The 25,131-nt window shown below is 47.1% G+C and carries 20 protein-coding genes; 17 read left to right on the plus strand and 3 right to left on the minus strand.

The annotated features are described in order from the left end of the window. Window positions 1-131 precede the first annotated feature (131 nt). Window positions 132-722: a nicotinamide riboside transporter PnuC gene (gene pnuC, locus KDM87_RS13045; protein WP_212679481.1), complete on the plus strand. Its 591-nt coding sequence runs from the start codon at window positions 132-134 to the stop codon at window positions 720-722. Then, complete coding sequence (locus KDM87_RS13050; protein WP_212679482.1) at window positions 710-1,246, plus strand: AAA family ATPase; 537 nt, start codon at window positions 710-712, stop codon at window positions 1,244-1,246. The genes pnuC and KDM87_RS13050 overlap by 13 nt, the downstream gene beginning before the upstream one ends. Window positions 1,247-1,318: 72 nt before the next feature. Here KDM87_RS13050 and rpoD read toward each other — a convergent pair whose 3' ends face one another. Next, on the minus strand, window positions 1,319-4,201 hold the full coding sequence (gene rpoD / locus KDM87_RS13055) for an RNA polymerase sigma factor RpoD (protein ID WP_456243430.1): 2,883 nt from the start codon (window positions 4,199-4,201) through the stop codon (window positions 1,319-1,321). Between the two features lie 483 nt (window positions 4,202-4,684). Between rpoD and KDM87_RS13060 the strand changes: the two genes are divergently transcribed. From KDM87_RS13060 to KDM87_RS13085, 6 genes are all read left to right on the plus strand, one after another. Continuing rightward, window positions 4,685-5,401, plus strand: coding sequence for a c-type cytochrome (locus KDM87_RS13060; RefSeq protein WP_212679483.1), 717 nt, complete (start codon window positions 4,685-4,687; stop codon window positions 5,399-5,401). A 182-nt stretch (window positions 5,402-5,583) separates the two neighbouring features. Beyond that, window positions 5,584-6,903, plus strand: a complete 1,320-nt coding sequence (locus tag KDM87_RS13065) for a cytochrome c (protein ID WP_230407762.1) — start codon at window positions 5,584-5,586, stop codon at window positions 6,901-6,903. Between the two features lie 129 nt (window positions 6,904-7,032). Then, a complete protein-coding gene (locus KDM87_RS13070) occupies window positions 7,033-7,899 on the plus strand; it encodes a hypothetical protein (RefSeq protein WP_212679484.1) in 867 nt (288 codons plus the stop codon). Between the two features lie 253 nt (window positions 7,900-8,152). Beyond that, window positions 8,153-8,581, plus strand: coding sequence for a hypothetical protein (locus KDM87_RS13075; protein ID WP_212679485.1), 429 nt, complete (start codon window positions 8,153-8,155; stop codon window positions 8,579-8,581). A 193-nt stretch (window positions 8,582-8,774) separates the two neighbouring features. Then, window positions 8,775-9,536 (plus strand): GNAT family N-acetyltransferase, encoded by a 762-nt coding sequence (locus tag KDM87_RS13080; protein ID WP_212679486.1) that lies wholly within the window; start codon window positions 8,775-8,777, stop codon window positions 9,534-9,536. A 26-nt stretch (window positions 9,537-9,562) separates the two neighbouring features. After that, window positions 9,563-10,411, plus strand: coding sequence for a UDP-2,3-diacylglucosamine diphosphatase (locus KDM87_RS13085; protein WP_230407784.1), 849 nt, complete (start codon window positions 9,563-9,565; stop codon window positions 10,409-10,411). Between the two features lie 101 nt (window positions 10,412-10,512). Here the strand turns inward: KDM87_RS13085 and KDM87_RS13090 are convergent, their stop codons facing one another. Both KDM87_RS13090 and ppk1 read right to left on the minus strand, forming a co-directional pair. Further along, a complete protein-coding gene (locus KDM87_RS13090; protein WP_212679488.1) occupies window positions 10,513-10,992 on the minus strand; it encodes a SixA phosphatase family protein in 480 nt (159 codons plus the stop codon). Beyond that, window positions 10,992-13,202 (minus strand): polyphosphate kinase 1, encoded by a 2,211-nt coding sequence (ppk1, locus tag KDM87_RS13095; RefSeq protein WP_230407763.1) that lies wholly within the window; start codon window positions 13,200-13,202, stop codon window positions 10,992-10,994. The genes KDM87_RS13090 and ppk1 overlap by 1 nt, the downstream gene beginning before the upstream one ends. 199 nt (window positions 13,203-13,401) lie before the next feature. On the opposite strand from ppk1, the gene pstS reads away from it, so the two are divergent. From pstS to KDM87_RS13140, 9 genes are all read left to right on the plus strand, one after another. Next, on the plus strand, window positions 13,402-14,445 hold the full coding sequence (pstS, locus tag KDM87_RS13100; RefSeq protein WP_212679489.1) for a phosphate ABC transporter substrate-binding protein PstS: 1,044 nt from the start codon (window positions 13,402-13,404) through the stop codon (window positions 14,443-14,445). Window positions 14,446-14,600: 155 nt separating this feature from the next. Beyond that, window positions 14,601-15,620 (plus strand): phosphate ABC transporter permease subunit PstC, encoded by a 1,020-nt coding sequence (gene pstC / locus KDM87_RS13105; RefSeq protein WP_212679562.1) that lies wholly within the window; start codon window positions 14,601-14,603, stop codon window positions 15,618-15,620. Then, window positions 15,620-16,492, plus strand: coding sequence for a phosphate ABC transporter permease PstA (gene pstA / locus KDM87_RS13110; protein WP_186885225.1), 873 nt, complete (start codon window positions 15,620-15,622; stop codon window positions 16,490-16,492). The genes pstC and pstA overlap by 1 nt, the downstream gene beginning before the upstream one ends. Before the next feature lie 13 nt (window positions 16,493-16,505). After that, window positions 16,506-17,285 carry a phosphate ABC transporter ATP-binding protein PstB gene (gene pstB / locus KDM87_RS13115; RefSeq protein ID WP_212679490.1) on the plus strand — a complete coding sequence of 260 codons (780 nt, stop codon included), beginning with the start codon at window positions 16,506-16,508 and terminating at the stop codon, window positions 17,283-17,285. A 38-nt stretch (window positions 17,286-17,323) separates the two neighbouring features. Continuing rightward, complete coding sequence (gene phoU / locus KDM87_RS13120; protein WP_186885227.1) at window positions 17,324-18,034, plus strand: phosphate signaling complex protein PhoU; 711 nt, start codon at window positions 17,324-17,326, stop codon at window positions 18,032-18,034. Window positions 18,035-18,051: 17 nt separating this feature from the next. Further along, window positions 18,052-18,738, plus strand: a complete 687-nt coding sequence (gene phoB, locus KDM87_RS13125) for a phosphate regulon transcriptional regulator PhoB (RefSeq protein ID WP_212679491.1) — start codon at window positions 18,052-18,054, stop codon at window positions 18,736-18,738. Window positions 18,739-18,942: 204 nt separating this feature from the next. Next, window positions 18,943-20,238 carry a phosphate regulon sensor histidine kinase PhoR gene (gene phoR / locus KDM87_RS13130; RefSeq protein ID WP_212679492.1) on the plus strand — a complete coding sequence of 432 codons (1,296 nt, stop codon included), beginning with the start codon at window positions 18,943-18,945 and terminating at the stop codon, window positions 20,236-20,238. 163 nt (window positions 20,239-20,401) lie between these two features. Then, window positions 20,402-21,448 carry a two-component system response regulator gene (locus KDM87_RS13135; protein WP_329604938.1) on the plus strand — a complete coding sequence of 349 codons (1,047 nt, stop codon included), beginning with the start codon at window positions 20,402-20,404 and terminating at the stop codon, window positions 21,446-21,448. Window positions 21,449-21,601: 153 nt separating this feature from the next. After that, complete coding sequence (locus KDM87_RS13140) at window positions 21,602-25,120, plus strand: PAS domain S-box protein (RefSeq protein WP_212679493.1); 3,519 nt, start codon at window positions 21,602-21,604, stop codon at window positions 25,118-25,120. Window positions 25,121-25,131 lie beyond the last annotated feature (11 nt).

The following is a 25,131-nucleotide window of genomic DNA, read 5'->3' on the forward strand; positions in this document are numbered from 1 at the left end:
ACGCAGGATCGCGTAACGAATTCATGTGCGGCATCGGTTTTTTCCTGTTTTTAACTGATCTGCATGACACAATTTTTCCTATCGTTGATAATGCGTGCACTCTTTAATTGCACTGATTTTTGCGCCTGCTTATGAATGATACCGTTCAGTTTTTCGGTTTTACGACGACCTTGCTCGAATTGCTGTCGTTTATTTTGTCGCTGGTAACCGTTACGCTGAACATTCGCCAGATACATTGGGCTTGGTTATTCTCGATATTGTCTTCCGGGCTGTATGCCAGCGTGTTTTTTGATGCGCGCTTATATGGTGATATGGGACTGCAATGGGTCTTTATTATCGTTTCTGTGTGGGGCTGGTTTCTGTGGTGGCGCGGCATTGATGGAAACAGCCGGTTGCCGGTATCTGTACTGGGCTTACGCGAGCGGGTGTTTTCCGTCATTGTTTGGGGTTTGGGGTTTGCAGCGTTGGCATGGTTTTTAAAACGTTATACCGATACCGATGTTCCTCTGGCGGATGGCTTTTTGACTGCTGGCAGCTTGCTTGGGCAGGTTTTGCTGTCCAGAAAAAAAATTGAAAACTGGCTTATCTGGATTGTCGTCGACGTCCTGTATGTTGGTTTGTATGTATATAAAAACCTGATGCTGACAGCGGCCTTGTATGCGGTGTTTGTCATCATGGCGATCATGGGGCTGCGCGCCTGGAGTAAAACATGTCAGCAGTAAAATCGAATGTTCAGCGTATCGCTATTTTAGGTGCGGAATCATCTGGTAAATCTGCGCTTGCAGAGGCGCTGGCGCAGCGCTATAAGACCGTATGGGTGCCTGAGTATTTGCGTGAATTCGTCGAAACGCAACAGCGCGTTCCACGTGAAAGTGAGCAAGTGATGATTGCACGCACGCAGCTAGAGCGTGAGGATGCAATGGCGCTGAAGGCGAATGGATGGTTATTTTGCGACACCACACCGTTGATGACTGCAATTTATAGCGAATATTATTTTTCTTCAGCTGATGATGATTTGCTGCTGCTGGCAGATCAGCATCATTATGACTTCACGGTGGTGACGGCACCTGATCTGCCATGGATTGCCGACGGCCTGCAAAGAGAGTCGCCAGCAGTTCGTCAGGCAATTCATGAGCGCGTATTGGCGGAGCTTGAAGAGCGTGAAATTCCTCATTTGCTGATAGAGGGAACTCTTACACAGCGAGTAGAACAGGTAGAGTTTGCCTTAACGTTTCTGATGACATAAAAAATGCCGCTCATACTAGCGGCATTTTTATTACGATATTGATGTTCTCAGCGCTCGAATCCTTGATTCTGCTTACTGATTCTCCATCAGGCCTTTCAGGTGATCAGCTTTACCCGGGTGACGTAGTTTCTTCATTGCTTTTGCTTCGATCTGGCGTATCCGTTCGCGCGTCACTTCAAATTGCTTGCCAACTTCTTCCAGCGTAAATTCACTCGCGGTTTCAAGACCGAAACGCATGCGCAACACTTTCGCTTCGCGCGGGCTTAACGAATCGAGCGCTTCTTTCAGTTTTTGCTGAACCGAGGCCTGCATCGCGGCAGCCATCGGCGACATTGTCATACTGTCTTCAATGAAATCACCGAGCTGCGAGTCACCATCGTCACCGATAGGCACATCCAGAGAAACAGGCTCTTTCGCGATCTTCAGAATCTCGCGCACTTTCACTTCCGGTAAGCCCATTTTTTCGGCAATCGCGGCTGGCTCTGGCTCAAGACCACTTGCCTGCAAGAGTTGGCGCTTGACGCGGTTCATCTTGTTGATGGTTTCTATCATGTGTACCGGTACGCGTATCGTACGTGCCTGATCCGCGATAGCGCGGGCAATCGCCTGACGTATCCACCAAGTCGCGTAAGTCGAAAATTTATAGCCGCGACGGTATTCGAATTTATCTACTGCTTTCAGCAGGCCGATATTACCTTCCTGAATCAGATCCAGGAATTGTAAGCCACGGTTCACATATTTTTTTGCGATAGAAATTACCAGACGCAAGTTCGCTTCTGTCATCGCGCGCTTTGCTTCGCTTGAGCGTTTTTCACCCGCGATCATTTGCTTATTGATGTCGCGCAATGCACTTAATGGCAGCTCAACACGCTCTTCCAGCTGGATGAATTTCTGTTGTAATTCCCGAGCTGCGTGAATCTGGCGTGACAAGGTCGCAGCATAAGGCTGAGCCGATTGCATTTCATGTTCCAGCCATGCCGTATTGGTTGCATGCGTGCGCAGCATATCCACGAAATAGGCGCGTGGCATACCGCATTTATTCACCAACAGTTCCAACATTTGCTTTTCAGTGTTGCGCAAATCCTTCATCTGTTTGCGCAGCGTGTCGCAGAGTTTTTCTGCGGTCTTTACCGTGAAACGCATACCTTGCAGTTCGCGGGAAATCGCTTGTTGTGCGGCCGCATAGGCGTTTGAGCCATAGCCATCTTTGGCCCGTGCTGCTTGCATGTCATCAAAACGCTTGGCGACAACCGCAAACTTTTGCAGCGATCCTGCTTTTAACTGCTGTAATTGTTCATCGCTGATGCCGCCGACGTTATCGCTGACAGCGTCATCGTCATCATCTTCCTCATCGGTGTCGTCACCTTCGCTTAATAATAATGCCGATACATCATTTTCTTCAGGATTGAGCAAACCATCAATGATGTCGTCAATCCGTACTTCATCTTTTTCAATTTTTTCTGCAATCAGCAGAATTTCCCTGATCGTACCTGGACATGCAGAGATCGCCTGCACCATGTCTTTCAGACCGTCTTCTATACGTTTGGCGATTTCGATTTCACCAGTTCTGGTCAGAAGCTCGACACCACCCATTTCACGCATATACATGCGCACAGGATCTGTCGTACGACCGAAATCAGAGTCAACAGTCGCCAGTGCAGCCGCAGCAACTGATTCAGCCTCGTCATCGCTGACGACAATCGTGACATTATCGGTCAGCAGCATCATTTCAGCATCGGGCGCTTTATCGTATACCGCAATACCCATGTCATTGAGTGTGCTGATCACGTCCTGAATCATTTCCGGATCAGCGACTTCTTCTGGCAGGTGATCGTTAATTTCAGCATGGGTCAGATACGAACGGTCTTTGCCGAGGCGGATTAACTTTGTTAATTGCTTGCGGTAATGTTCCAGTTGTTCTTCATTGAGCGCGCCGCCTGATTTTTTGCTTTTTGCTCTGGCTGCCCGTTTCAGTTCTGCAGATTCAGCGGCATTCAGCGCTTGTATCTCGTCGTTTTCAAATTGAAATTCCGATGGTTTTCGACCACGTTTTGCAGGTTCCTTACTACCGGATAAAACATAATTTGACGTATCGATATTGCTGAACGCGGCTGCGATATTCGCTACCGGCTCTGACTTAGCCGGAGTTGAAACGATCGTCGTGGCCTTTGCCTGAACTGGGGCAGTTGACGCTGGTGTCACATGTGTGGTCAGCGTTGGTACTCGCGGAGTGTCTGCAAACGCAGGCTTGTCGGCAATGCTGGCAGAGCGCAACGAAGCACTGGCTGGCGCAGCAACTGGCGCGACAGGTTTCAGTGTTGTGACGGGTGCTGCCGGTGCAAATTTACCTGAGCCTATGCGTGCTTCGCGTTTTACCGTCGTCGGCGCAGGTTTCGCGCCAGGCTGATCTGACAGAAGCAGTTTCTTGGCGACTTTAGGTTCTGTTTTGCGGATAACTGCGGCACGCGGCTTTGCAATGTCCGCGCCGGATAAAGTTTGCAATCCTGCTTTTAAATCCGCGCGAATTTCTGTTTTTACTTCTGGCTTTGCAGGCACTTCAGCTGTTTGTTCAGTATGTGCTTCTGTATTTTCAGTGGGCGGCAGTGTTTCTGCCGCGATGCTGGAACTATCGGCGGCGACCAGTTCGGTTTCATCCAATGGCATATTGCTCATTGCCTCGATGTCTTCCGCTGTCAACGCTTTTGCCGGTGCGATGATTGCTTCAGCCATGACAGGTTGCATGCGTGAACGGCGTTTTGTCACGACCATGACGGGTGCTGCCGGTGCGCTAATTTGAGGTTCTTCCATTTTTTCCGCGGTTGGCGTTGCGGGCGTTTCTGCGTTGGATGGCGCAGCCGCCGCAGCACGATTCAACTGCAGGGTCTTTTTACCCAGAGTGAGCGTGGCGCCAGTTTTTTGAGCGGGAATAGTTGAGTCAGTTAAGCTGGTTTTCATGTAACAAAGTCGATTGTGACAACAAAGTCTTGTCAATAGTGTATGGCGATGGCAATGGTGATAGGCTGTTGATCATCTGCACTGTTAATCAACGGCATCACGGATGAAAAAGCCCGCTGGTAAAAGCGGGCTACGCTGGTGAAAGCGATTCAATCATTTTTTTTGCTCAAACTGGTTCTCGGAAAGACACGCGAGGGCGAGATTATCCTCGGCTTGGCACCGCTTGACAAGTTTTGTATGCGTTTCCTGAAAATAAAAATGAGGTGCGCATTGTAGCGTTTAATTCGCACCTCATGGGAGAGCTTTATGTTTAAAGGCTTTGCGGGCAGATGCTTAAAATCAGAATAGAAAAATTATGCATATTTTTTAATTAATACCGATAATAGGTGAAGAGGGAAAGCTGCGCAGTGCTTGAGCTGAAATGAGATATCGCAGGCATGCGGCTTTTATAAAAAAGATGACTAATTTATTCTGAGACGTACCATGCTTAATCATCGTAATTTTTTAAACTGTATTTTGCTGTTGGGGGGAATATTTGCTTTGCCTTCGCTGGCGCAGAATATTCCCGATATGCTGGCGCAGCGTTTGAAAGCGTGCACCTCATGTCATGGGGCGCAGGGCAGGGCGGCAAGCGATGGTTATTACCCTCGCCTCGCCGGAAAACCAGAAGGATATTTATTACATCAGCTGAAAAACTTCAGGGATGGTCAACGCCGGTATCCACTGATGAATTCTCTGCTCAGTAACTTGAGTGATGTCTACCTTCAGGAAATTGCGGCTTTTTTTGCTGATCAGCATCCCCCTTACGCGTCTCCACAGCCAACTGAGGCTAGTCTGGCAGTAATGGCACGTGGGCGTGAGCTGGTGATGGAAGGGGATCAGCAGAAAAAATTACCGGCATGTATCTCTTGTCACGGCGAAAAAATGACCGGAGTTGCACCCTTTATTCCGGGCTTACTGGGCTTACCTAAAGACTATATTGTTGCGCAGCTTGGTGCCTGGCAGACCGGCAGTCGGCACGCGCATGCGCCTGACTGTATGCGACAAGTCGCGCAAAAACTGACACCTGCGGATATTGCTGCCGTGTCCGCCTGGCTGGCCGCAAAAGCGGTGCCGGACAACGGCATTGCTATCAGTGCAAAGGATATCCCGCGGTTTCGCTTGCCTTTGCAATGCGGCAGCGTTTCTGAAGCTAAGTAAATTAAATAGATAACAGAACCTGGTTATCTGGGCTGGTGGATTTTGCTAGCTATCGGTCATGCCATTTGACACATCATTGAAATGGCGCAAGCAAAGTGTCAGCGCTTTGAATTTCACAAGACGCGACAAGCGGTTCGAAAGATGATGAATGCGATGCGAGTTGTTCTGGAGAATATCTCTGTATGAAGAAAATGTTTATCCGTTTTGTTGTTGCCGTGCTGATGCTGCTGACTGGTATCAGCGTGTACGCTTACTTTGTTGGTTACAGGGTTGACGAGGATGTGTCTTTGTTGTCTGTTGGTATGCCGACCGACACGACGCTACTCATTCGTCGCGGTGAGTATCTGACGAGGGCGGGTAACTGTTTTGGGTGCCATACGGTCAAGGGTGGTCCTGCCTATGCCGGCGGCAGGATATTGCGTTCGGAATATGGCAATTTTGTTTCACCAAACATTACCCCGGATCGTGTCACCGGTATTGGAAACTGGACTTCCGACGATTTCTGGCGTGCCTTGCATTTCGGTAAGGCAAAGGACGGGCGGCTTTTATATCCTGCTTTTCCATATCCTAATTACACACAGATAAGCAGAGCGGATGCAGAGGCGATGTTTGCCTTTTTGAAGACGATACCAGCGATTTCTCAGAAAAATCAGGATCATGAATTACGCTTTCCTTATAATCAGCGGAGTTTACTGGTGTTCTGGCGTGCCATGTATTTCAAACCTGCGGTATTTGCAGAAGACAAAACAAAATCTCCTGAGTGGAATCGCGGCGCTTATCTGGTTCAAGGTTTGGGACATTGCAGTGCGTGTCATAGCCAGCGTAATATTTTCGGTGCGAATGAGGGAGTCAATGATCTTTCAGGTGGTGAGTTGCCGCAGATTCAATGGTATGCGCCGTCCTTGTTGCATACCAATGAAGCACACTTACTGAACTGGACGCAAAATGAGGCCGCGACTCTGCTCAAAACGGGTGTTAACCGCAAATCTGTCATGAGCGGGCCGATGGCAGAAGTGGTTTTTGATAGCCTGCAATATCTGACCGATGCTGATATCAGCGCAATAAGCACCTATTTACAGGCGATCCCCGTAACGAAGGCGGATACAATCAGTGCGCTTGATCAGGCATTGACGGTGTCTGACAGTAGTGAGCAAACGAAAAAGCAAATGATGCAACAAGGTGCTGTGCTGTACAGAACTCATTGTATGGATTGTCACGGAACTGAGGGCGAAAGTGTTGCTTCAGTTTATCCAGCGCTTAAAGCGAATCCCGGTTTGCAGATGAGTTCGATTGCGACTCCATTGCGGATCATACTTGCAGGAGGTTTTGCTCCTGCCACCCAATTAAATCCCCGGCCTTATAGCATGCCACCGTTTGGCCCCATATTAAGTGACAGCGAGGTCGCTATCTTACTCAGCTACATCAGAAACAGTTGGGGGAACAAAGCGGCATTCGTGACTGCGGCAGAGGTCAATCATTACAGAACTGTGCCGATGGATTGAAGTATCCCAAGCACCTTATCTATCTTAATATCTGGTGATGTAAAAAATGAATCTTGTATCTTGGTCGGTAACCATGACTGAAAAATGAGTATGCGGCTTTCATTGCTTACCCTTGCAATAGTGGTAATAGTGGCGACTAGCTTCAGCCACAGTCTGCACGCGGAAACCGCTGATCAGGTCGGCGTAATGCGTTCCAGTGCTGGCAGTAAGGAAATCAGGCTCGATACAACGCTGAATGCGCGCCAGATTGTCAGCGCGATTCCTGCAGAATTTCTGCGCGAACGCTTTGAGGCCAATGATACAAAAGGCCATACCATTGCCTACATGGCGTTCACCGAAGGTGATATCGGCGGTTTGATTTTTGTAGAAAATAAACTGACTGCACAAGTATCAAAACAAGATGCAATGGCATTTTACAGTTGTCGAGGTTATGCAACTGCGGTGCAGCATCATTGGGCCAAGGACGCTGACATCTGGGCAGAAACCTTGTTGCAAGCCAGTGTCCCGGTAAGCGACGTTGATCTGCACTTCACTGGTAAGTCTGGTCTGCGTAGCATTGTAGAAGTAGTGAATGATCCTACGTTGTCGCAGGTCAGTTCTTTGGTTGATATGGGAACGAACCCTTTGAGTATTTTTAGAAAGCTGAGTTCGGCCTGGGATTCTTCGGTTGACCGGGATCATTTCCAAAAAACCTTGTTACGTTTAAAGAATGTGCTGACTGGCGCAAGTGAAGCTGAGGTTGCTGAGATTATCAAGCCAGAAGACGTGTCATTTGTGAGCGGTGGATTAGTGATGGCTTATCCACGGTTTTCTCTGGAGTATTTTGTCAGTAACGGTGTGGTGAAGGTGGTCCAGCAACCATCGTTTTATCATCTGTCCAGAACTCAGGCGGCTTTGTTTTATGCGCCGAATGTCAGATGGGAGTTGTGTACGCCGACGGAATGGCGGAAGGCCATGCCCGAGGTGATTATGCCCGATAGCGCTACGAAGAAATAGTCAAACAACTCCAGATGGTGTCTGTTCTTCAGCCTGAATCTGCATTCTCAATAAATAAAAATCGGCTCGATATGTACAGAATTGATTTACACAGTTGATTATGGTGATCGAGTAAAAAGTAGAAAGAATAGGGAGGCTGTTTACTTTGTTGCGTATTGGTAATGCCCTTGTCATGTCTTGAAGTTATTCTTTACCTTTGTTGTTTAACGATATATTGTTTATATTATTTCTGAGTTTTTAATTGGGGGCTGAAATGGCAACGGTTACACCTAAAAAAGTAGTAAGTACTGCGCGAACGTCTGTTACTAAGAAAGTCCCGGTACAAAAAGTCGCTGCTGCATCAACAGTAAAGAAAACGGTGGGTGTAAAAACAGTCCCTAAAGCGGACGCGGTAGTAACACCACCTGCAAAAAAAACATCAACCGCGAAATCGCTCCCGCAGGTTGAAGAAAAGTTGAAAAAACCAAAATTGGTTCGCGACAGCTTTACCATGCCGGAGGCAGAATATGCCGTGCTTGGACACGTGAAAAAAGCTTGCCTGAAAGCGGGAATCGACGTTAAGAAGAGCCAGTTATTGAGAATAGGCCTGGTTTTGCTCAACAACACAGATATTCCCAATCTCAGAAAGCTGATTAACGATTTATCTCCGCTGAAGGCTGGACGCCCTAAAAAAGAGAAGTAATTTCTGCTTCAGGCAGACGATTTTCCTGTCGTTCTGACTTATTACGGTGCTGAAGATGATTTGTACATCTTCAGCGCCGTTGTATTTTTGTCTGTCATAAAACCGACATCTAACTGTCATCTTGCTGAAGTAATCGTCCTCTATTCTTCGTTCGTCGGATGAATGACATCTTGAGACTACACAAGGACGAGGAATGCGATTACTCACGATACCAGCGGATGCTAATCCCAGTTTTTCTAAACTCAATCTGAGTTTGGCGACGACCACAGAAGAGGTCAAAGAAGTTCAACGTTTGCGTTATAAGGTGTTCATAGAAAGTATGGGCCTGTCGGCACTGTCAAATCCTGAGGGACTGGATAAAGATGAGTTCGACACCTATTGTGATCACCTGATTGTTCGTGACAGCAAGACGCTGAAAGTCGTCGGTACATACAGAATTCTTGGCCCAAATGCTGCACGCGAGATGGGACGTTATTACTCAGAAACAGAGTTTGATTTATCCCGCTTGCAGAATATTCGCGGCAGTGTTGCCGAAGCTGGACGTGCGTGCATCCATCCTGATTATCGCAGTGGTGCCGTCATTATGCTGCTGTGGGCTGGTCTGGCCGCTTACATGCGTCGTGAACGTTGTTCTCATCTGATTGGTTGTGCAAGTATCAGTCTGACGGATGGTGGCCAGAATGCTGCAGCAATTTACCGTAGCTTATCTGCTGGAGATTTCTGTCCGCTGGAATATCGAGTGTCACCACATGTCCCTTTTCCTTTAGACGAAATCGATACCAGCAATGTTGTCGCCAGAATTCCTCCTTTGCTCAAAGGGTATTTGCGAGCTGGTGCGTGGGTGTGTGGAGACCCAGCCTGGGATCCTGATTTTCATAGTGCGGATTTGTTTGTGATGCTGCCATTGTCCAATCTGGATAATCGCTATGCACGTCATTACGGCACTGAGGAGTAAGCAGATTGAAGCCCGCTGACCAGTTCCTGAATAAGAAATTACATCATACGAAAAAGCGCGATATCACGCATTTCCGGACAATATGGATTTCAGATCTGCATTTGGGAACCAGCGGCTGTCAGGCGGCAAAGCTGTTGGAATTTTTAAAAGCGACCGAATCAGAAACACTCTATCTGGTTGGTGACATTATTGATGGCTGGCAGCTCAAACGACGCTGGTATTGGGATCAGACGCACAATAATGTCGTGCAGACAGTATTGAAAAAAGCGCGCAAGGGGACAAATGTGATTTTCGTTCCCGGGAATCATGACGAATCGATCCGCCAGTTCATTGACCTGGATTTTGGCGGTATCAAAGTGCGCGACGAGTTGGTGCATACAACCGCAAACGGCAAGCGCATGCTGGTCTTGCATGGTGACAGATTTGATGGTGTGATCGCCTGCGCAAAATGGCTAGCCTATGTTGGCGATAGTTTGTACACAGTGATTTTGAAATTCAATCAGGTGTTTAATAATTGGCGTGCCAGAGCCGGATTGCCATATTGGTCGTTGTCGCAATACCTGAAATTAAAGGTAAAGAATGCGGTAAGTTACATCACCCAGTTTGAAGATGCGCTGGCCGAAGAGGCGCGTAGAAACGGCGTTGACGGCATTATTTGCGGGCATATTCACAAACCGGAAATACGCGATATCGGCGGTATCCTGTATTGCAATGATGGTGATTGGGTTGAGAGCTTATCGGCGTTAGTCGAAGATGCAAAAGGTGAGTTACGCCTGATTACCTGGCATGACGTAATGCATCCGACTGATAATGATATGGCTGACAATATCGCTGATATTCAACTTGATGTCAGTGCAACGAGCGTCACGGTTTGATTTTTGAAAGCCCGGTCTTGCTGATCGTTACCGGGCTTTATAGCCGCGATCACCGGTTTTACTGGAAATGACCGGAAATATTATTTTCTTCGTAATTGCCGTTATCTGACAACCAGATCAGGTGACATCACCGCTTTAAGATAGGTTGTCAGCTCTTCCTCTTCGCGTTGTTTCTGCGACAGCCACCACACATTTCCCTTTCGTACGCTGTATCCCTGCGAGGCGTGGCCTAATAAGTGTCCGACGACTTGTCCCAGGCATGGCTGATGACCGACGATGACAACCGGCTCGCGGTTATTCGGCCAGTTGGCAATCCGCAATATGTCTTGCGCCGATGCCTGCGGCCCCAGTTCAGGAATAACTTTAATTTTTCTGCCGCAAGCTACAAGGGCGTCGGCAGTATCTCTGGTACGTATCGTTGGGCTGACAAAAATCCGGCATGTTTCAGGCAGCGTACTATCGAGCCAGTACGCTATTTTGCCAGCCTGTTTAACTCCTTTGCCTGTCAGCTTTCTGAATTCATCTGCTATTTCTTCGGTTGCCGGTTCAGCTTCCGCATGGCGCCAGAGTATTAAGTCCATTATTCGTCTTCCGAAGCTGACAATGATCCAAGTTGTTGCATCAGATATTGTTGTGCACAGAAGCTGACCTGTTTGCTACGCGCTTTTTTGCGTTCATATTGACCATCAGAGCCAAGTACCCAGGCGTTGACATTGTCTTTCAAATAGGGATCCAGCCCTTCAGAAATGATGCGTTTCTTGAGGGATTTTTCCAATACTGGAAACGCAACTTCAATCCGTCGGAACAAATTGCGATTCATCCAATCGGCACTGGCAAGATGCACGTCATGTGCGAGGTCGTTGCGGAAATAATAAATCCGGCTATGTTCGAGAAAACGACCAATGACCGAGCGGACGCGTATGTTTTCTGATAGGCCGGGTACGCCGGGACGCAAGGCACATGCACCACGGATAATCAGATCAATTTTCACGCCATCCGCAGATGCGGCATACAGCGCACGAATCACCGATTCATCCAGTAGCGCGTTCATTTTCGCAATGATGCGACCTGGGCGGCCTTCGCGTGCAATACGCGCTTCGTTACGAATCGCTTTGATGATTTGCGGTTGCAATGCAAATGGCGCCAGCCACAGGTATTCTAGTTTTTTAGGCTTGGTCAGACCTGTCAGGTGAATAAAGACTTCGTTCACTTCCGCCGCGATACCGGGATGCGCGGTGAGTAGGCCAAAATCCGTATAAAAACGGGTAGTGGACGGATGGTAATTGCCTGTCCCTAAGTGGGCATAATGTCTGAGAACACCCGCTTCTTCACGTCGGATGACCAATGCCAGTTTTGCGTGTGTCTTCAATCCCACTACGCCATATACCACCTGTGCCCCGGCACGTTGTAGTTTATCGGCCCAGTTGATGTTGGCTTCTTCGTCAAAACGCGCCATTAACTCGACGATGACGGTGACTTCCTTACCTAAACGGGCGGCGGTAATCAGTGACTCCATCAGGTCTGAGTTCATGCCGGTGCGATAAATGGTTTGCTTGATCGCAACCACGTTTGGATCCAACGACGCCGAGCGGATAAAGTCGATCACGGTCTGGAACGGCTGAAACGGATGGTGCAGCAGAATATCCTGCTTGCGTAACAAGGTGAAGATATCGGTATGTGAATATTTGCCGATAGCTTTTGCAGAAAATGGCGGGAAGCGCAGGCTCGGCTGTTTAACATGGTCGACAATCTCGCTGAGGCGCACCATATTGACGGGGCCATCTACCGGGTACAAACGATCCTGGTCGAGTGAAAATTGTTCCAATAAGAAGCGCGACAAATCTTCAGGGCAGTTCTTTGCAACTTCCAGCCTTACCGCGGCCCCGAATTGTCTTGTTTGTAATTCGCCTTGTAATGCCTGGCGCAGGTTTTTTACCTCTTCCTCATCAACCCACAAATCGCTGTCGCGGGTAACGCGGAATTGCGAATAGTTGATGACATCTCTGCCATTAAATAAATCTGCAATGTGGGAGTGAATTACAGATGAAAGTAAGCAAAAAGACTGGCCGTCTACCGATAATTCATCTGGAAGTTTAATGATGCGAGGTAAAACCCGGGGGGCTTTAACAATCGCGATTGCAGTACCGCGACCAAACGCGTCTTTTCCCGCCAGTGATACGATGAAATTCAGACTCTTATTGACGACTTGGGGGAACGGATGTGCGGGATCCAAACCGATTGGCGTCAGTAAAGGGCGCACCTCTCGTTCAAAATAAGATTTGACCCAGGCTCTTTGTGCGTCATTCCGCTCAGAGTGGCGCAGCAGATGCACCCCTTTTTTGGATAACTGCGGCAGAATTTCCTGATTCAGCAGTTCATATTGACGTTCAGTTAACTGGTGACATTCAGAGCTGATACGTTTCAGTGTTGACAGAAAAGCAGGATGCTGAACCAGCTCTCCGTCAATTGTATTCTGCGCCAATAGACTGGCAACCCTGACTTCAAAGAATTCATCTAAGTTACTGCCAACAATACATAAATACTTAAGCCGCTCAAGCAGTGGAATGCTTTTGTCTTCAGCCTGAGCCAGCACTCGCCAGTTAAATGCGATCTGCGACATTTCCCGGTCAAGAAAAATGGCGGCTCTGGAAGGTTCTGCGGAACTTGCTTTACTCGAACTGACGCCTCGGGTCTGCTTGGCACTCTGGGTAGCATCTTTAGGTGTGTCACCTGAGCCATCCACTTTGGCGTCACTGTCAGTTGCGGAGTTCATTACATCTTGATTCGGCATATGTGTTTGCGTGTCATAAAGACTGTCATATATATGTAACTCACTATTCTAGTGATATGGTGTGACAAGTTTATGACAAAAAATTACTATGAAATTAAATATTTCAAGGTTGTTTTGGTAAGTCATTATCTTGTCATAATTCGATTGTAAAGTCCGTCTCGTAGTAACGAATACCTGTTATTTAACCTTAGAGGTGAACATGCAAATCAATCGTGTCATTAAATCCCTGGTCGCAGCAGTTGGTGTGGCTGCTACATTCTCTGTTGCTCACGCAGCTGATATTACTGGTGCTGGCGCTACATTTCCTTACCCAATTTACGCAAAATGGGCTGAAGCTTACAAAAAAGCTACTGGCAATGGTCTGAATTATCAGTCCATCGGTTCCGGTGGCGGTATCAAGCAAATCAAGGCGAAAACTGTTGATTTCGGTGCTTCTGATATGCCTTTGAAAGTTGAAGAGTTGGATGCTGAGGGTTTAATGCAGTTTCCTGCAATCATCGGTGGTGTTGTTCCTGTCGTGAATATCGAAGGTATCGCTCCAGGTAAATTGAAGATGACTGGCGACCTTCTCGCAGGCATCTACATGGGGAAGATTACAAAATGGAATGCAGCGGAAATCGTCGCGATTAACCCTGGCGTGAAATTGCCAGCGGAAGATATTACTGTTGTTCATCGCTCTGATGGCTCTGGTACTACATTCTTGTGGACAGACTTCCTGAGTAAAGTGAATGCAGAGTTTAAAACAGCAGTGGGTTCTTCTACTGCGGTTAAATGGCCCGTAGGCTTGGGCGGTAAAGGTAATGAAGGCGTTGCTGCCAACGTTCAACGTATTAAAAACTCAATCGGTTATGTTGAGTATGCCTACGTTAAAAAGAACAAAATGACTTACACCACATTGAAAAATGCGGATGGACAGTTTGCTGAACCTGATGATGAAAACTTCAAAGCAGCGGCTGCTGGTGCTGATTGGAATAAGGCGCCTGGCATGTATCTGGTATTGACAAATCAACCAGGTAAAATCACATGGCCTATCACTGGTGCATCTTTCATTCTGATGCACAAAACTCAGGCTGACTCTGCAAAGGGTAAAGAAGTTCTGAAATTCTTCGACTGGTCATTTAAAAATGGCGGCGCAATGGCTGCTGAGTTGGAATATGTTTCTTTGCCAGCGCCGGTTGTTAAGTTGATTGAAGAAAGCTGGAAAGCAAAAATCAAAGACGCGTCTGCAAAGGCGATCTGGTAATTGAAGTAGTAAATGAAGTAAAAGATGAAGTAATTACGGTTCGCTGATTCGATTGATGAATTAGCTGAACTATTTTAAGTGAGGCGATTCAGGTGTGTCCTGAGTCGCCTTTCGGTGGAAAGACACCTATGCCTACACCAACGTTTTCCGTCAATATGACAGCACCATCATCAAGCCAGAATATATCGAACGCTGAGAAAACTCAGCCAGCACAGCTGAGTGCCGCAAGAATGGCGGCAGTGATGCGTCGTCAACGCTGGCAAGATTTTTTCTTTCACAAGTTGACTCTGAGTTTCGCAGCACTCGTTTTAGTTGTGCTACTCGGTATTATTGCCTCTTTATTCCTGCGCGCGATTCCTGCGATGCAAGAATTTGGTTTTGCATTCATCACCACAATAGAGTGGGACCCGGTGAATGATAAATACGGCGGTCTGATCGCGATCGTTGGAACGCTCGCTACTTCTGTGATTGCTTTGCTGATTGCTTTTCCTGTCAGCTTTGGCATTGCGCTGTTTCTGACTGAAATTTGTCCGGCTTGGCTGAAGCGTCCGCTTGGAACTTCCATCGAGCTTCTGGCCGGCGTGCCAAGTATTATTTACGGCATGTGGGGTTTGTTTGTTTTTGCTCCTTTATTTTCTGAATATATCCAACCGGCTCTCGCTTCTACGCTGGGTAAGTTACCAGTAATAGGCATTTTATTTTCCGGTCCTATGATAGGGCTGGGCATTTTATCGGCAGGTGTGATTTTGGCGATTATGATTATTCCATTCATTTCTTCCGTGATGCGGGATGTATTTGAAGTCGTGCCACCTGTGCTGAAAGAGTCGGCGTATGGTCTGGGATGTACTAAGTGGGAAGTTGTCAGAAAAATCGTTTTACCGTACACAAAAATCGGCGTTGTCGGTGGTGTTATGTTGGGCTTGGGACGTGCATTGGGTGAGACGATGGCGGTGACCTTTCTGATTGGTAACGCACATAAACTGTCTTGGTCCTTATTTGCTGCGGGGAATAGTATTGCCTCCACGCTTGCGAATGAATTCGCAGAAGCTGAAACAGTTTTGCATACTTCATCTTTATTCCTGTTAGGTTTAATTTTGTTTGTAATCACCTTCATAGTGTTATCTGCCGCTAAATTGATGTTGCTCGGTTTGAGCAGAAAAGAAGGTACAAAATAATGGATATTTCTAAAGCTCAGGCAGCGCAAAATCCAGTGTATCGTCGCCGCTTGCTGGTACACCGGCTTGGTATCGCCTTATCCTCGATTGCGATGGTATTTGGCGTGTTTTTCCTGATGTGGATACTCTTTACCTTGTTAATCAAAGGGTTTTCTGCGATTAATCTTGCCATGTTTGTTGAATCAACGCCGGCTCCTGGCAGCGATGGCGGTGGTTTGATGAATGCGATCGTCGGTAGTTTTCTGATGGTTGGTTCCGCAACATTGATTTCTACTCCGGTCGGGATTCTGGCTGGTATTTATCTTGCTGAATATGGTGATAAGAGTTGGTTCGGCGGTATCACGCGGTTCGTGACAGACATTATGCTGTCAGCGCCTTCTATCGTGATCGGCTTGTTTGTGTATGCCATTTATGTGGCTAACGTCAAACATTTTTCCGGTTGGGCAGGCAGCGTGGCAATTTCATTGATTGCGATTCCGGTTGTTGTCCGTACTACCGATAATATGTTGGGACTGGTTCCCGCAAGTCTGCGCGAAGCCGCATTTGCATTGGGTGCACCCCGCTGGAAAGTTGCGTTATTGGTGAGATTGCGCGCAGTTAAAGCCGGTGTAGTGACGGGCATATTACTCGCTGTGGCAAGGATTTCTGGCGAGACTGCACCTTTGCTTTTCACTGCATTGAACAACCAGTTTTTCAGTGCCAACATGAATAGTCCGATGGCAAATCTTCCGGTCGTCATTTATTCGTATGCGATGAGCCCTTACGATAATTGGCGTGAACTGGCATGGGGCGGTGCGTTGCTGATTACCTTCAGCGTTCTGCTTCTGAATATTTTGTCGCGTACCTTGTTTAACCAAAAAACACAGCATTAATTCGAGCATCGATATGACTACTACTCCAGCAAATACACAGAAAAAAGCGATCGAGATCGACGGGCTGAATTTTTTCTACGGTACTACCCGTAGCCTGCGCGATATCAAATTGAATATTTTCGACAAAAAAGTCACTGCTTTTATTGGTCCATCAGGTTGTGGTAAATCAACCTTGTTACGTACCTTAAACCGTATGTACGATTTATATCCTGGCCAACGTGCAGAAGGTAAGATCATATATAACGGTAAAAATATTCTCGATCCTGATCAGGATATTAATTTACTGCGTGCCAAAGTTGGTATGGTATTTCAGAAGCCAACGCCTTTTCCAATGTCCGTTTATGACAACATCGCATTCGGTGTGCGCCTGTATGAAAATCTTTCTAAGGGCGAGATGGATGAGCGCGTTGAATGGGCACTGAAAAAAGCAGCGATCTGGACTGAAGTCAAAGATAAGCTGAATAAAAGTGGCTTAAGTCTGTCGGGTGGTCAGCAACAGCGTCTCTGTATCGCTCGTGGTGTGTCGGTGAAGCCAGATGTGCTTTTGCTGGATGAGCCAACTTCTGCGCTGGATCCGATTTCAACTGTAAAAATCGAAGAGCTGATTAATGAATTGAAAGAGGAATACACGATCGCCATCGTTACGCATAACATGCAACAGGCGGCGCGTTGTTCCGACTATACCGCTTACATGTATCTTGGTGAGTTGGTCGAGTTTGGCGAGACGGATCATATTTTCATGAATCCGGTCAAAAAAGAAACACAAGACTACATTACCGGTCGTTTCGGTTAATTATATTTATCGCGATTACAAGAATTCAGGAGAAACCTGTGACAGGCGAACACTCTTCAAAACAATACGACAGTGATCTGGAAACGATACGTTCCAAGGTCTTGTTGATGGGCGGTTTGGTAGAAAGCCATTTCCATGATGCGATGTCCTGTTTTCGCACAGGCAACGCAGAACAGGCTGAGATCGTCATTCAGTCTGATCTGGAAGTGAACCGGTTAGAGGTTGCGCTTGATGATATGTGCAGCCAGTTGATTGTGAAACGTCAGCCAGCCGCGAATGATTTGCGCACCGTTGTCGCTACTGGCAAAGTGATTACCGACCTTGAGCGTATCGGTGATGAATCAACAAAAATTGCCCGCATTGCGAAAGAAGGCCAACTCAATCGGCGCAGCATTCCTATGTTTAACGGCCATGACACCGTTCGTGTATTGGCTGCCAGCGTCGCCGATATGCTGCACCAGGCATTGGATGTTTTTGCCCGGCTCGATGGCGAGAGAGCAGTGCAGTTGATTGCCCAGGACGAAATTATTGACAATGATTTCCGCTCCATCATGCGCAATCTGATTACCTTTATGATGGAAGATCCGAGCACTATTTCTTCAGCGCTCGATACCTTATGGGTCGCAAAAGCGATAGAACGAATAGCTGATCACGCGAAAAATATTGCCGAATATACGGTTTACATTGTTGAAGGCAAAGATATCCGTCATTCGGATTATGTCGCTGTCAAACAAGATCAGAAACACTAAAAAATCAAATACAGATAATGGCTGCTGATACCACAATATTAATTGTCGAAGACGAACCAGCGATTGTTGAATTAGTCAGTTTTACCCTACGTGCAGCAGGTTGGAATACTTTCGCCGTCAATAATACTGCCGAGGCGTGGGATTTTATTCAACGTCGTACTCCGCAGTTGATTCTGCTCGACTGGATGCTGCCTGACCAGAGCGGTTTGCGATTACTTTCCAAAATCCGCTCTGACCGCCAGTTCAATGAGATTCCTGTCATTATGCTGACCGCGAAAAGTATGGAGGAAGATAAAATTGCTGGTTTGGATCATGGTGCAGATGATTACATCACAAAGCCATTTTCTCCACGTGAATTGACTGCACGGATGAAGGCTTTACTCCGTCGCAAGAGTCCTGAGCACGCACAAACTGCACTGGCGGCGGGTAATGTCATACTTGATCCGATTAGCTGTACCGTCAAAATTGACGATCAGAAGGTCGATATTGGTCATGCAGAATATAAATTACTGAAGTTTTTCATGGCACACCCTGAGCGTGTTTTTTCGCGTAGCCAATTGCTTGATAAGGTCTGGGGTGATCATGTCGTGATTGAGGAACGTACCGTTGACGTACACGTTCTGCGTCTGCGTAAAGTCTTGAAATCTGCAGAGTCGTTGATTAAAACAGTGCGTAGCGTTGGTTACATGCTGTCAGAAAAGTAATTGGCTCTTGTGATGGGCAACCAGACTGAAATATGAAAAACAACCACATTTAACATAGTATGAATGTGGTTGTTTTTTTATATTTGAAAGCAGTGTTATCAGTATCGGTACTTGTTTTGATCGGCGTTGAATATTGTTTCTCAATCAATCCGGTATTGTGTGCCATCATTTCTACCCAAAATTAAAAAAATATCAGGGATTTTCATGTCTCCACGCGTTGTTTTCTGGGTTTCCAGCTCTATTCGAGCCTTGCTTATTGTCATTGCTACCGGTATCGCCGCGTATCTGTGGGGGGCAGTAACCGGATTGTTGCTTGGTTTTATTGCGATGTCGGGGCTGGTTCTGTTACAGCTTTTTTATCTGCAAAGACTGGCGGATTGGCTGGACAATCCCACCAGTTCACGCTTGCCGGACGGCTGGGGCGCATGGACGGATATTTTTTCCCGGCTTTATAAATCGCGCAGGGGCGATGAAAAAAATCAGGCAGAGCTGACTGAATGGCTGGCGCGTTTTCGTCAGGCAATGACATTGTTACCTGATGGCGTTGTGATCATGGACGATGTCTTATTTCTTGAATGGTGTAATCCCGCCGCTGAGAGTCATTTGGGGCTGAGTCTGGCAAAAGACAAAGGAATGCGCGTCACCAACCTAGTGCGCACACCTGAGTTTATGGACTACATTATTCTGGGCCGCTATGAAACGCCACTGACACTGTCATTTCGTGACCGTAAGCTGATTGCACATATCATTCCGTTTGAAAACCGGCGTCAGATTCTGGTAACGCATGACATTACAGAATCTGAGCGTATAGATATGATGCGTCGCGACTTTATCGCGAATGCTTCCCATGAGTTACGCACTCCTCTGACGGTCATAAATGGTTTTTTGGAAATTGCTTCTTTACAACCAGATCTCGATATCACAATCCGCCATTCGCATCTGAAGCTGATGACGGAGCAGGGCGAGCGTATGCAGCGCCTGGTGGAGGATATGCTGACATTGACACGCTTGGAATCCATGGATCACTTGTTACGTGTTGAAACCGTTGATATGCGCGGCTTACTCGAGCAGATTTTCCAAGAGGCTGAAGCGCTTTCCGCTGGACGCCATCAGATTACACTGGAAATCGATGGCCCTGATATCCGTGGCAGTAAGGATGAAATACGCAGTGCGCTGACGAATCTCGTGACAAATGCTATCCGCTATACGCCAGAAGAAGGAAAAATTCATATCAGTTGGATTAACACTCCTCAGGGGGCAAAATTTTCTGTCACGGATAACGGCATAGGTATTAGTCCTGAGCACATTTCCCGCCTGACAGAGCGTTTTTACCGGGTCGATAAAAGTCGCTCGCGTGAAACACAAGGAACCGGCTTGGGGTTGGCTATTGTTAAACATGTACTGTTGCGGCACAAGGCGCAACTGCTTATCGACTCTACCCCTGGCGTTGGTAGCAAATTCACCGTGCAATTCCCCGCAAATATCGCTATTGAAGAGTAGCGGTCTGCTTGCGTTTGTCTATGGCATTATTTATCCGGTGAAAGGATAAATTTTGTTATTCCCCCTTTGTCCTGAATACAGATAAGTTAAACTCAAAACTATTGCTGCTGACAAAAGTTTTGCAGATGTTTTGCTGACCAGATGTACTCTGGGGGGATGTTTAATGGAAATGAACGTATTGGTGCTGGATGACGCACAAATCAACGTTACATTGCTGTGTTTGCTATTAAAGAAAATAGATAAATGTAAGTCGGTCAGTTTCAGTGAGCCGGAAGCAGCGCTCGCATGGTGCGCCAACCATGTACCTGACCTGATTATGGTCGACTACATGATGCCGGCAATGAATGGTATTGAATTTATCCGGCGTTTTCGTGAGATGGATGGATGCCATGACATCCCCGTCCTGATGATCACCGCCAATAACGAACTTGAATTACGTTACCAGGCACTTGATGCCGGGGTGAACGATTTTCTGATCAAGCCTATCGATAAAATTGAGTTTCTCGCAAGAACCCGAAATATGCTGGCTCTGCGTAAGAGCCAGCGTTTTCTCGAGGATAAGGCGATGTGGCTTGATGAATCAGTAAAAAAGGCAACTGCTGAAATTTTAGAGCGGGAAAGAGAAACTGTTTTTCGCTTATCAAAAGCCGCCGAGTCAAGAGATCCGGAAACCGGCGCCCATATTCTCCGCATGGCCAACTACTCGAAGATTATTGCAGATCAATTAGGTTTATCGTCACAGGATCAACGCTTAATTCTGGAGGCGGCACCGATGCATGATGTCGGTAAAGTGGGCATCCCGGACAACATTTTATTAAAGCCCGGCAAGCTGACACCGGAGGAGTTTTCTGTGATGAAGCAGCATACCCTGCTTGGCTATGAGATCCTGGCGGGTAGCTCGTCCAACCTGTTGACGACTGGTGCGGAGATCGCGTTGGCTCACCATGAAAAGTTCGATGGTAGTGGTTATCCGAATGGGTTAGCCGGTGAAAAAATCCCTCTGTTTGCCAGAATTGTCGCTGTCGCCGACGTTTTTGACGCGCTGACATCTGAACGCCCATATAAAAAAGCATGGAATAAAGAAAATGCACTTGCCTATTTACGTGATGGATCTGGTCTGCACTTTGACCCCGTATGCGTCGATGCCTTCTTTGCCGGATTGGATAGGATATTAGCGGTCAAAAATCTGTACAAGGATGATCAGTATTAAGAATAAATGAGTTTTTCCATATTGGTTTAGTGCGCCTGTGTCCAACAATAGACATCAATTTTCGGATGAAACACGCTGTTCTTTCCCTTCAATCGAAACCCTGCCGATAGATAGTCAGATCATGATCAATACCGCGACAGCAAAGAGTATTTGATGCGACATATATTATCTTTGCTTCAAAGCAGTAACTCGCTTGGGATAGACAGCGTGGAGCAGCTAGAAGCTGTGCTGTCAGAGCTGCAGCAATTGTCGCAACTGCACGCGCCTGTGATGAGCGACAGCGCGAGACAGATACTACGCGGCATGCGGGATTTTTTTGCCGAGGTCGATCTGGACTACCAGCGATCAGATAGTGAATTGGCTGAGTACAAGCAGCATCTCCGGCCAAGTTCAGACGCGTTGTCGCACGCAAATGCCAGCTTGCAGCAGTGGGAGGGCGGTAATCAAATTCCGCCGACCTTGAAAGCGAAGACCGATCAATTGTTTTTTTCATCTGGAAAAAGTTCTGATGAGGATATCAGTTCAGATAAGCTGAAGTCAGCGTTGACGGCGCTACAAAAACAGCAGTTTGCGTTAGATCAGCATGCCATTGTCAGCGTGACAGATCCCAATGGTACGATCATTTATGTCAACGAAAAATTTTGCGAGATCAGTAAGTACGACGCCGCTGAACTGATAGGGCAAAACCATCGTATCGTTAATTCCGGATTACACACGCTGGCTTTTTTCCAGAATATGTGGAACACGATTACCAGCGGCCATGTGTGGCACGGGGAAATCCGGAATAAGGCAAAGGATGGCAGCTTGTATTGGACACATGCGACCATCGTTCCTTTTTTGGATAATCATCAGCGACCATATCAATATATTTCCATCCGCACTGATATTACGGAACAGTGGCGCTTACGTGAAAAGATAGAGTCCAATCAGTCGCTGATGCAAAACATGATGGATAACCTTGGGCAAGGTCTATACACACTCGATGCACAAGGGGTATGCACGTTTCTTAACCCAGAGGCAGAACGAATTCTGGGGCGAAGTCTGCTTGATTTGAAAGGGAAAATACTTCACGATCTGGTGCACTCTATACGTCCGGATGGCGCACATGTGCAGAATCAGGATTGCCCGATACATCAGACTATCATGTCCGGCGAAGTATTTCGTTCTGATCTCGAATACTTTCAGCATCAGTCCGGCAGTCTTTTTCCTGTGTCGATAGTTGCGTCGCCAATTATTGATCATGGCAAGGTCGTTGGTTCCGTTGCTGTCTTTCAAGATATTTCAGAGCGTTTAGCAACAGACCGTGCACTTCGGGACAGTGAGGCAAGACAAAGGATGTTGCTCGACAACGCTGCTGATGCGGTGTTTGTTGCAAACACGAGTCAGCAATTGGTTTATGTGAATGATCTCGCCTCGAATATGCTGGGTTACTCCCGGGTCGGGCTGCTTGGCAGCAGTATGTATAACTTATTGCCGTTAGCAGACCGGGAGCTGGCGATGCGTAATTTTTTATGTCATATCTTGGAGGAGAAGCATCTCCGTGCCGAGATCACCTTGCTGAAAAAAGATGGAGATACCGTTCCTGTTGAATTGAACGCCGCGCTTTTGCCGGACGGCAGCATCTATGGATCGTGCAGGGATATCACAGAGCGACTCAGATTTGAGGCTGATTTGCTACAGGCAAAAAATGATGCAGAGGCAGCGAATAAAGCAAAAGGCGAGTTTCTGGCGACAATGAGCCATGAGATCAGGACGCCGATGAATGGCATCATCGGAATGACGGAGTTGGCACTGGACACTCATCTCAGCGGCGAACAACGTGAATATCTTGAACTGGTTAAATTATCTTCCCAATCGTTAATGAGTATCATCAATGATATTCTGGATTTTTCGAAAATTGAGTCTGGAAAGATAGAGCTGGAAAAAATCGAATTTTCTTTACGGGAATTAATTGCGTCCTGTTTGAGGGCACTGTCGCTCAGAGCGTCGGAAAAAGGCATAGAACTGGTTTACAAAATAGATGCCGCTATTCCGGAAATCGTGATCGGTGATCCTGGTCGCCTACGTCAGATCATGACGAATCTCGTCGGTAACGCGATTAAATTCAGTGAAAAAGGTGAGGTGATTGTCGACGTCCAACTGGCACATGAAAGCACGACACGACTCGATATTTATTTTGCTGTCACGGATCACGGCATTGGTATTCCGAAAGATAAACAAAGCAGTATTTTTGATGCATTCAGTCAGGCGGACACGTCAACAACCCGTAAATATGGCGGAACTGGTCTCGGTCTGACAATCTCTTCCCGTCTGGTTCAGTGTATGAATGGTTTGCTCGCACTCAATAGTGAACCGGGAAATGGAAGCACGTTTTACTTTACGATCGGCTTGGCAAAAAACGAAAAAAATAGTGCTGCAAAACGCGTGATGGATTTTGCAGGTATGACTGCACTGATTGTTGATGACAATGCTGTTAACCGCTTATTTTTTTCCGATACGCTGAGAAAATGGAAGATAAAAACGGTTACTGCTGCATCCGCCGACGAGGCTTTGCGGTTCCTATCGCAGATGCAATCTGATGGACAACATGTAGATGTAATTCTGCTTGATGTCTGTATGCCCGGTATGAGCGGCTTTGAGTTTCTGACACGGCTTGCTTCAGAATATGAAGAATTAAAGTCTAAAACAGTGCTGCTTTCATCCGCAGGCTCGCGTGAGGGTTTCCTCGATTGCCAGGAGCTGGGCATGACAAACTACGTTTTAAAGCCGGTGAGCCAGTCTGAGCTTTACGATGCCATCAGTACCGCCGTGAAGGGTGAGCATACAAAAAAGATGCCAGGTGTTCAGGAGCAATTGGATAGCACACAATATTCCTTGCCTTTACGCGTTTTGGTTGCTGAGGATAATCCGGTGAATCAGAAACTGATTCTCGCGCTGCTGAATAAATGGGGTCATATTGCTACTGTGGCAGAAAATGGTCTGGATGCGCTGTCACAGTTATCACAACAAGCGTTTGATGCCATTCTGATGGATATGCAGATGCCGAAAATGGGCGGTGTCGAGGCAACGCAACGTCTCCGCGAAACAGAACACTCGCATGGCGATGGCAGACATACCCCTATTATTGCCATGACGGCCAACGCCATGCCAGGCGACTGGGAAAGATGTCATGAAGCGGGGATGGATTATTATTTATCCAAACCCATCAAGGCGGAATTATTAAGAGAATTGCTGAAAAAATTGGCGCAGAATACTAACGGGATCGCAAAGCGGGCACAGCAAAGCACGAAGACTGACATGAATAACCCACCTTCAAAGACAGATATGCCGACAGAAAATACATCATTTGATTATGAGGCAGCTTTACTGAATGCCGACACAGAGATCGTTAACATCATCGGCAATTCTTTTCTTGAAGCTTGCGACCAGTACAAGGCAGAAATTGCCGATGCGGTGGCGCGACAAGACAGCGAATTGCTGTACCGCTCAGCACACACCATGAAAGGGCTGGTCGGGAATTTTTGCGCGGTGCCGGCCGAGTCGCTGGCGAGGGAATTAGAGCATTTAGGTAAGACGAATGATTTGAGTCTGGCAGCGGCAAAGCAAGTGGAATTGTTTACTCAACTGGATCAGATGAATGCTGCCTTGAAAAAGTTTTTGGCGACTAACTGAAGCAAAAGCGG

The organism is Cognatundibacterium rivi (assembly GCF_018139565.1).
Lineage (GTDB): Bacteria > Pseudomonadota > Gammaproteobacteria > Burkholderiales > Burkholderiaceae_D > Undibacterium > Undibacterium rivi.

Excerpts from the sequence above, each read along its gene's own strand:
- pnuC (WP_212679481.1), top strand. The coding sequence starts at position 132 with ATGAATGATACCGTTCAGTTTTTCGGTTTTACGACGACCTTGCTCGAA.
- KDM87_RS13050 (WP_212679482.1), top strand. The coding sequence starts at position 710 with ATGTCAGCAGTAAAATCGAATGTTCAGCGTATCGCTATTTTAGGTGCG.
- rpoD (WP_456243430.1), bottom strand. The coding sequence starts at position 4,201 with ATGAAAACCAGCTTAACTGACTCAACTATTCCCGCTCAAAAAACTGGC.
- KDM87_RS13060 (WP_212679483.1), top strand. The coding sequence starts at position 4,685 with ATGCTTAATCATCGTAATTTTTTAAACTGTATTTTGCTGTTGGGGGGA.
- KDM87_RS13065 (WP_230407762.1), top strand. The coding sequence starts at position 5,584 with ATGAAGAAAATGTTTATCCGTTTTGTTGTTGCCGTGCTGATGCTGCTG.
- KDM87_RS13075 (WP_212679485.1), top strand. The coding sequence starts at position 8,153 with ATGGCAACGGTTACACCTAAAAAAGTAGTAAGTACTGCGCGAACGTCT.
- KDM87_RS13080 (WP_212679486.1), top strand. The coding sequence starts at position 8,775 with ATGCGATTACTCACGATACCAGCGGATGCTAATCCCAGTTTTTCTAAA.
- KDM87_RS13090 (WP_212679488.1), bottom strand. The coding sequence starts at position 10,992 with ATGGACTTAATACTCTGGCGCCATGCGGAAGCTGAACCGGCAACCGAA.
- ppk1 (WP_230407763.1), bottom strand. The coding sequence starts at position 13,202 with ATGCCGAATCAAGATGTAATGAACTCCGCAACTGACAGTGACGCCAAA.
- pstS (WP_212679489.1), top strand. The coding sequence starts at position 13,402 with ATGCAAATCAATCGTGTCATTAAATCCCTGGTCGCAGCAGTTGGTGTG.
- pstC (WP_212679562.1), top strand. The coding sequence starts at position 14,601 with ATGACAGCACCATCATCAAGCCAGAATATATCGAACGCTGAGAAAACT.
- pstA (WP_186885225.1), top strand. The coding sequence starts at position 15,620 with ATGGATATTTCTAAAGCTCAGGCAGCGCAAAATCCAGTGTATCGTCGC.
- pstB (WP_212679490.1), top strand. The coding sequence starts at position 16,506 with ATGACTACTACTCCAGCAAATACACAGAAAAAAGCGATCGAGATCGAC.
- phoB (WP_212679491.1), top strand. The coding sequence starts at position 18,052 with ATGGCTGCTGATACCACAATATTAATTGTCGAAGACGAACCAGCGATT.
- phoR (WP_212679492.1), top strand. The coding sequence starts at position 18,943 with ATGTCTCCACGCGTTGTTTTCTGGGTTTCCAGCTCTATTCGAGCCTTG.
- KDM87_RS13135 (WP_329604938.1), top strand. The coding sequence starts at position 20,402 with ATGGAAATGAACGTATTGGTGCTGGATGACGCACAAATCAACGTTACA.
- KDM87_RS13140 (WP_212679493.1), top strand. The coding sequence starts at position 21,602 with ATGCGACATATATTATCTTTGCTTCAAAGCAGTAACTCGCTTGGGATA.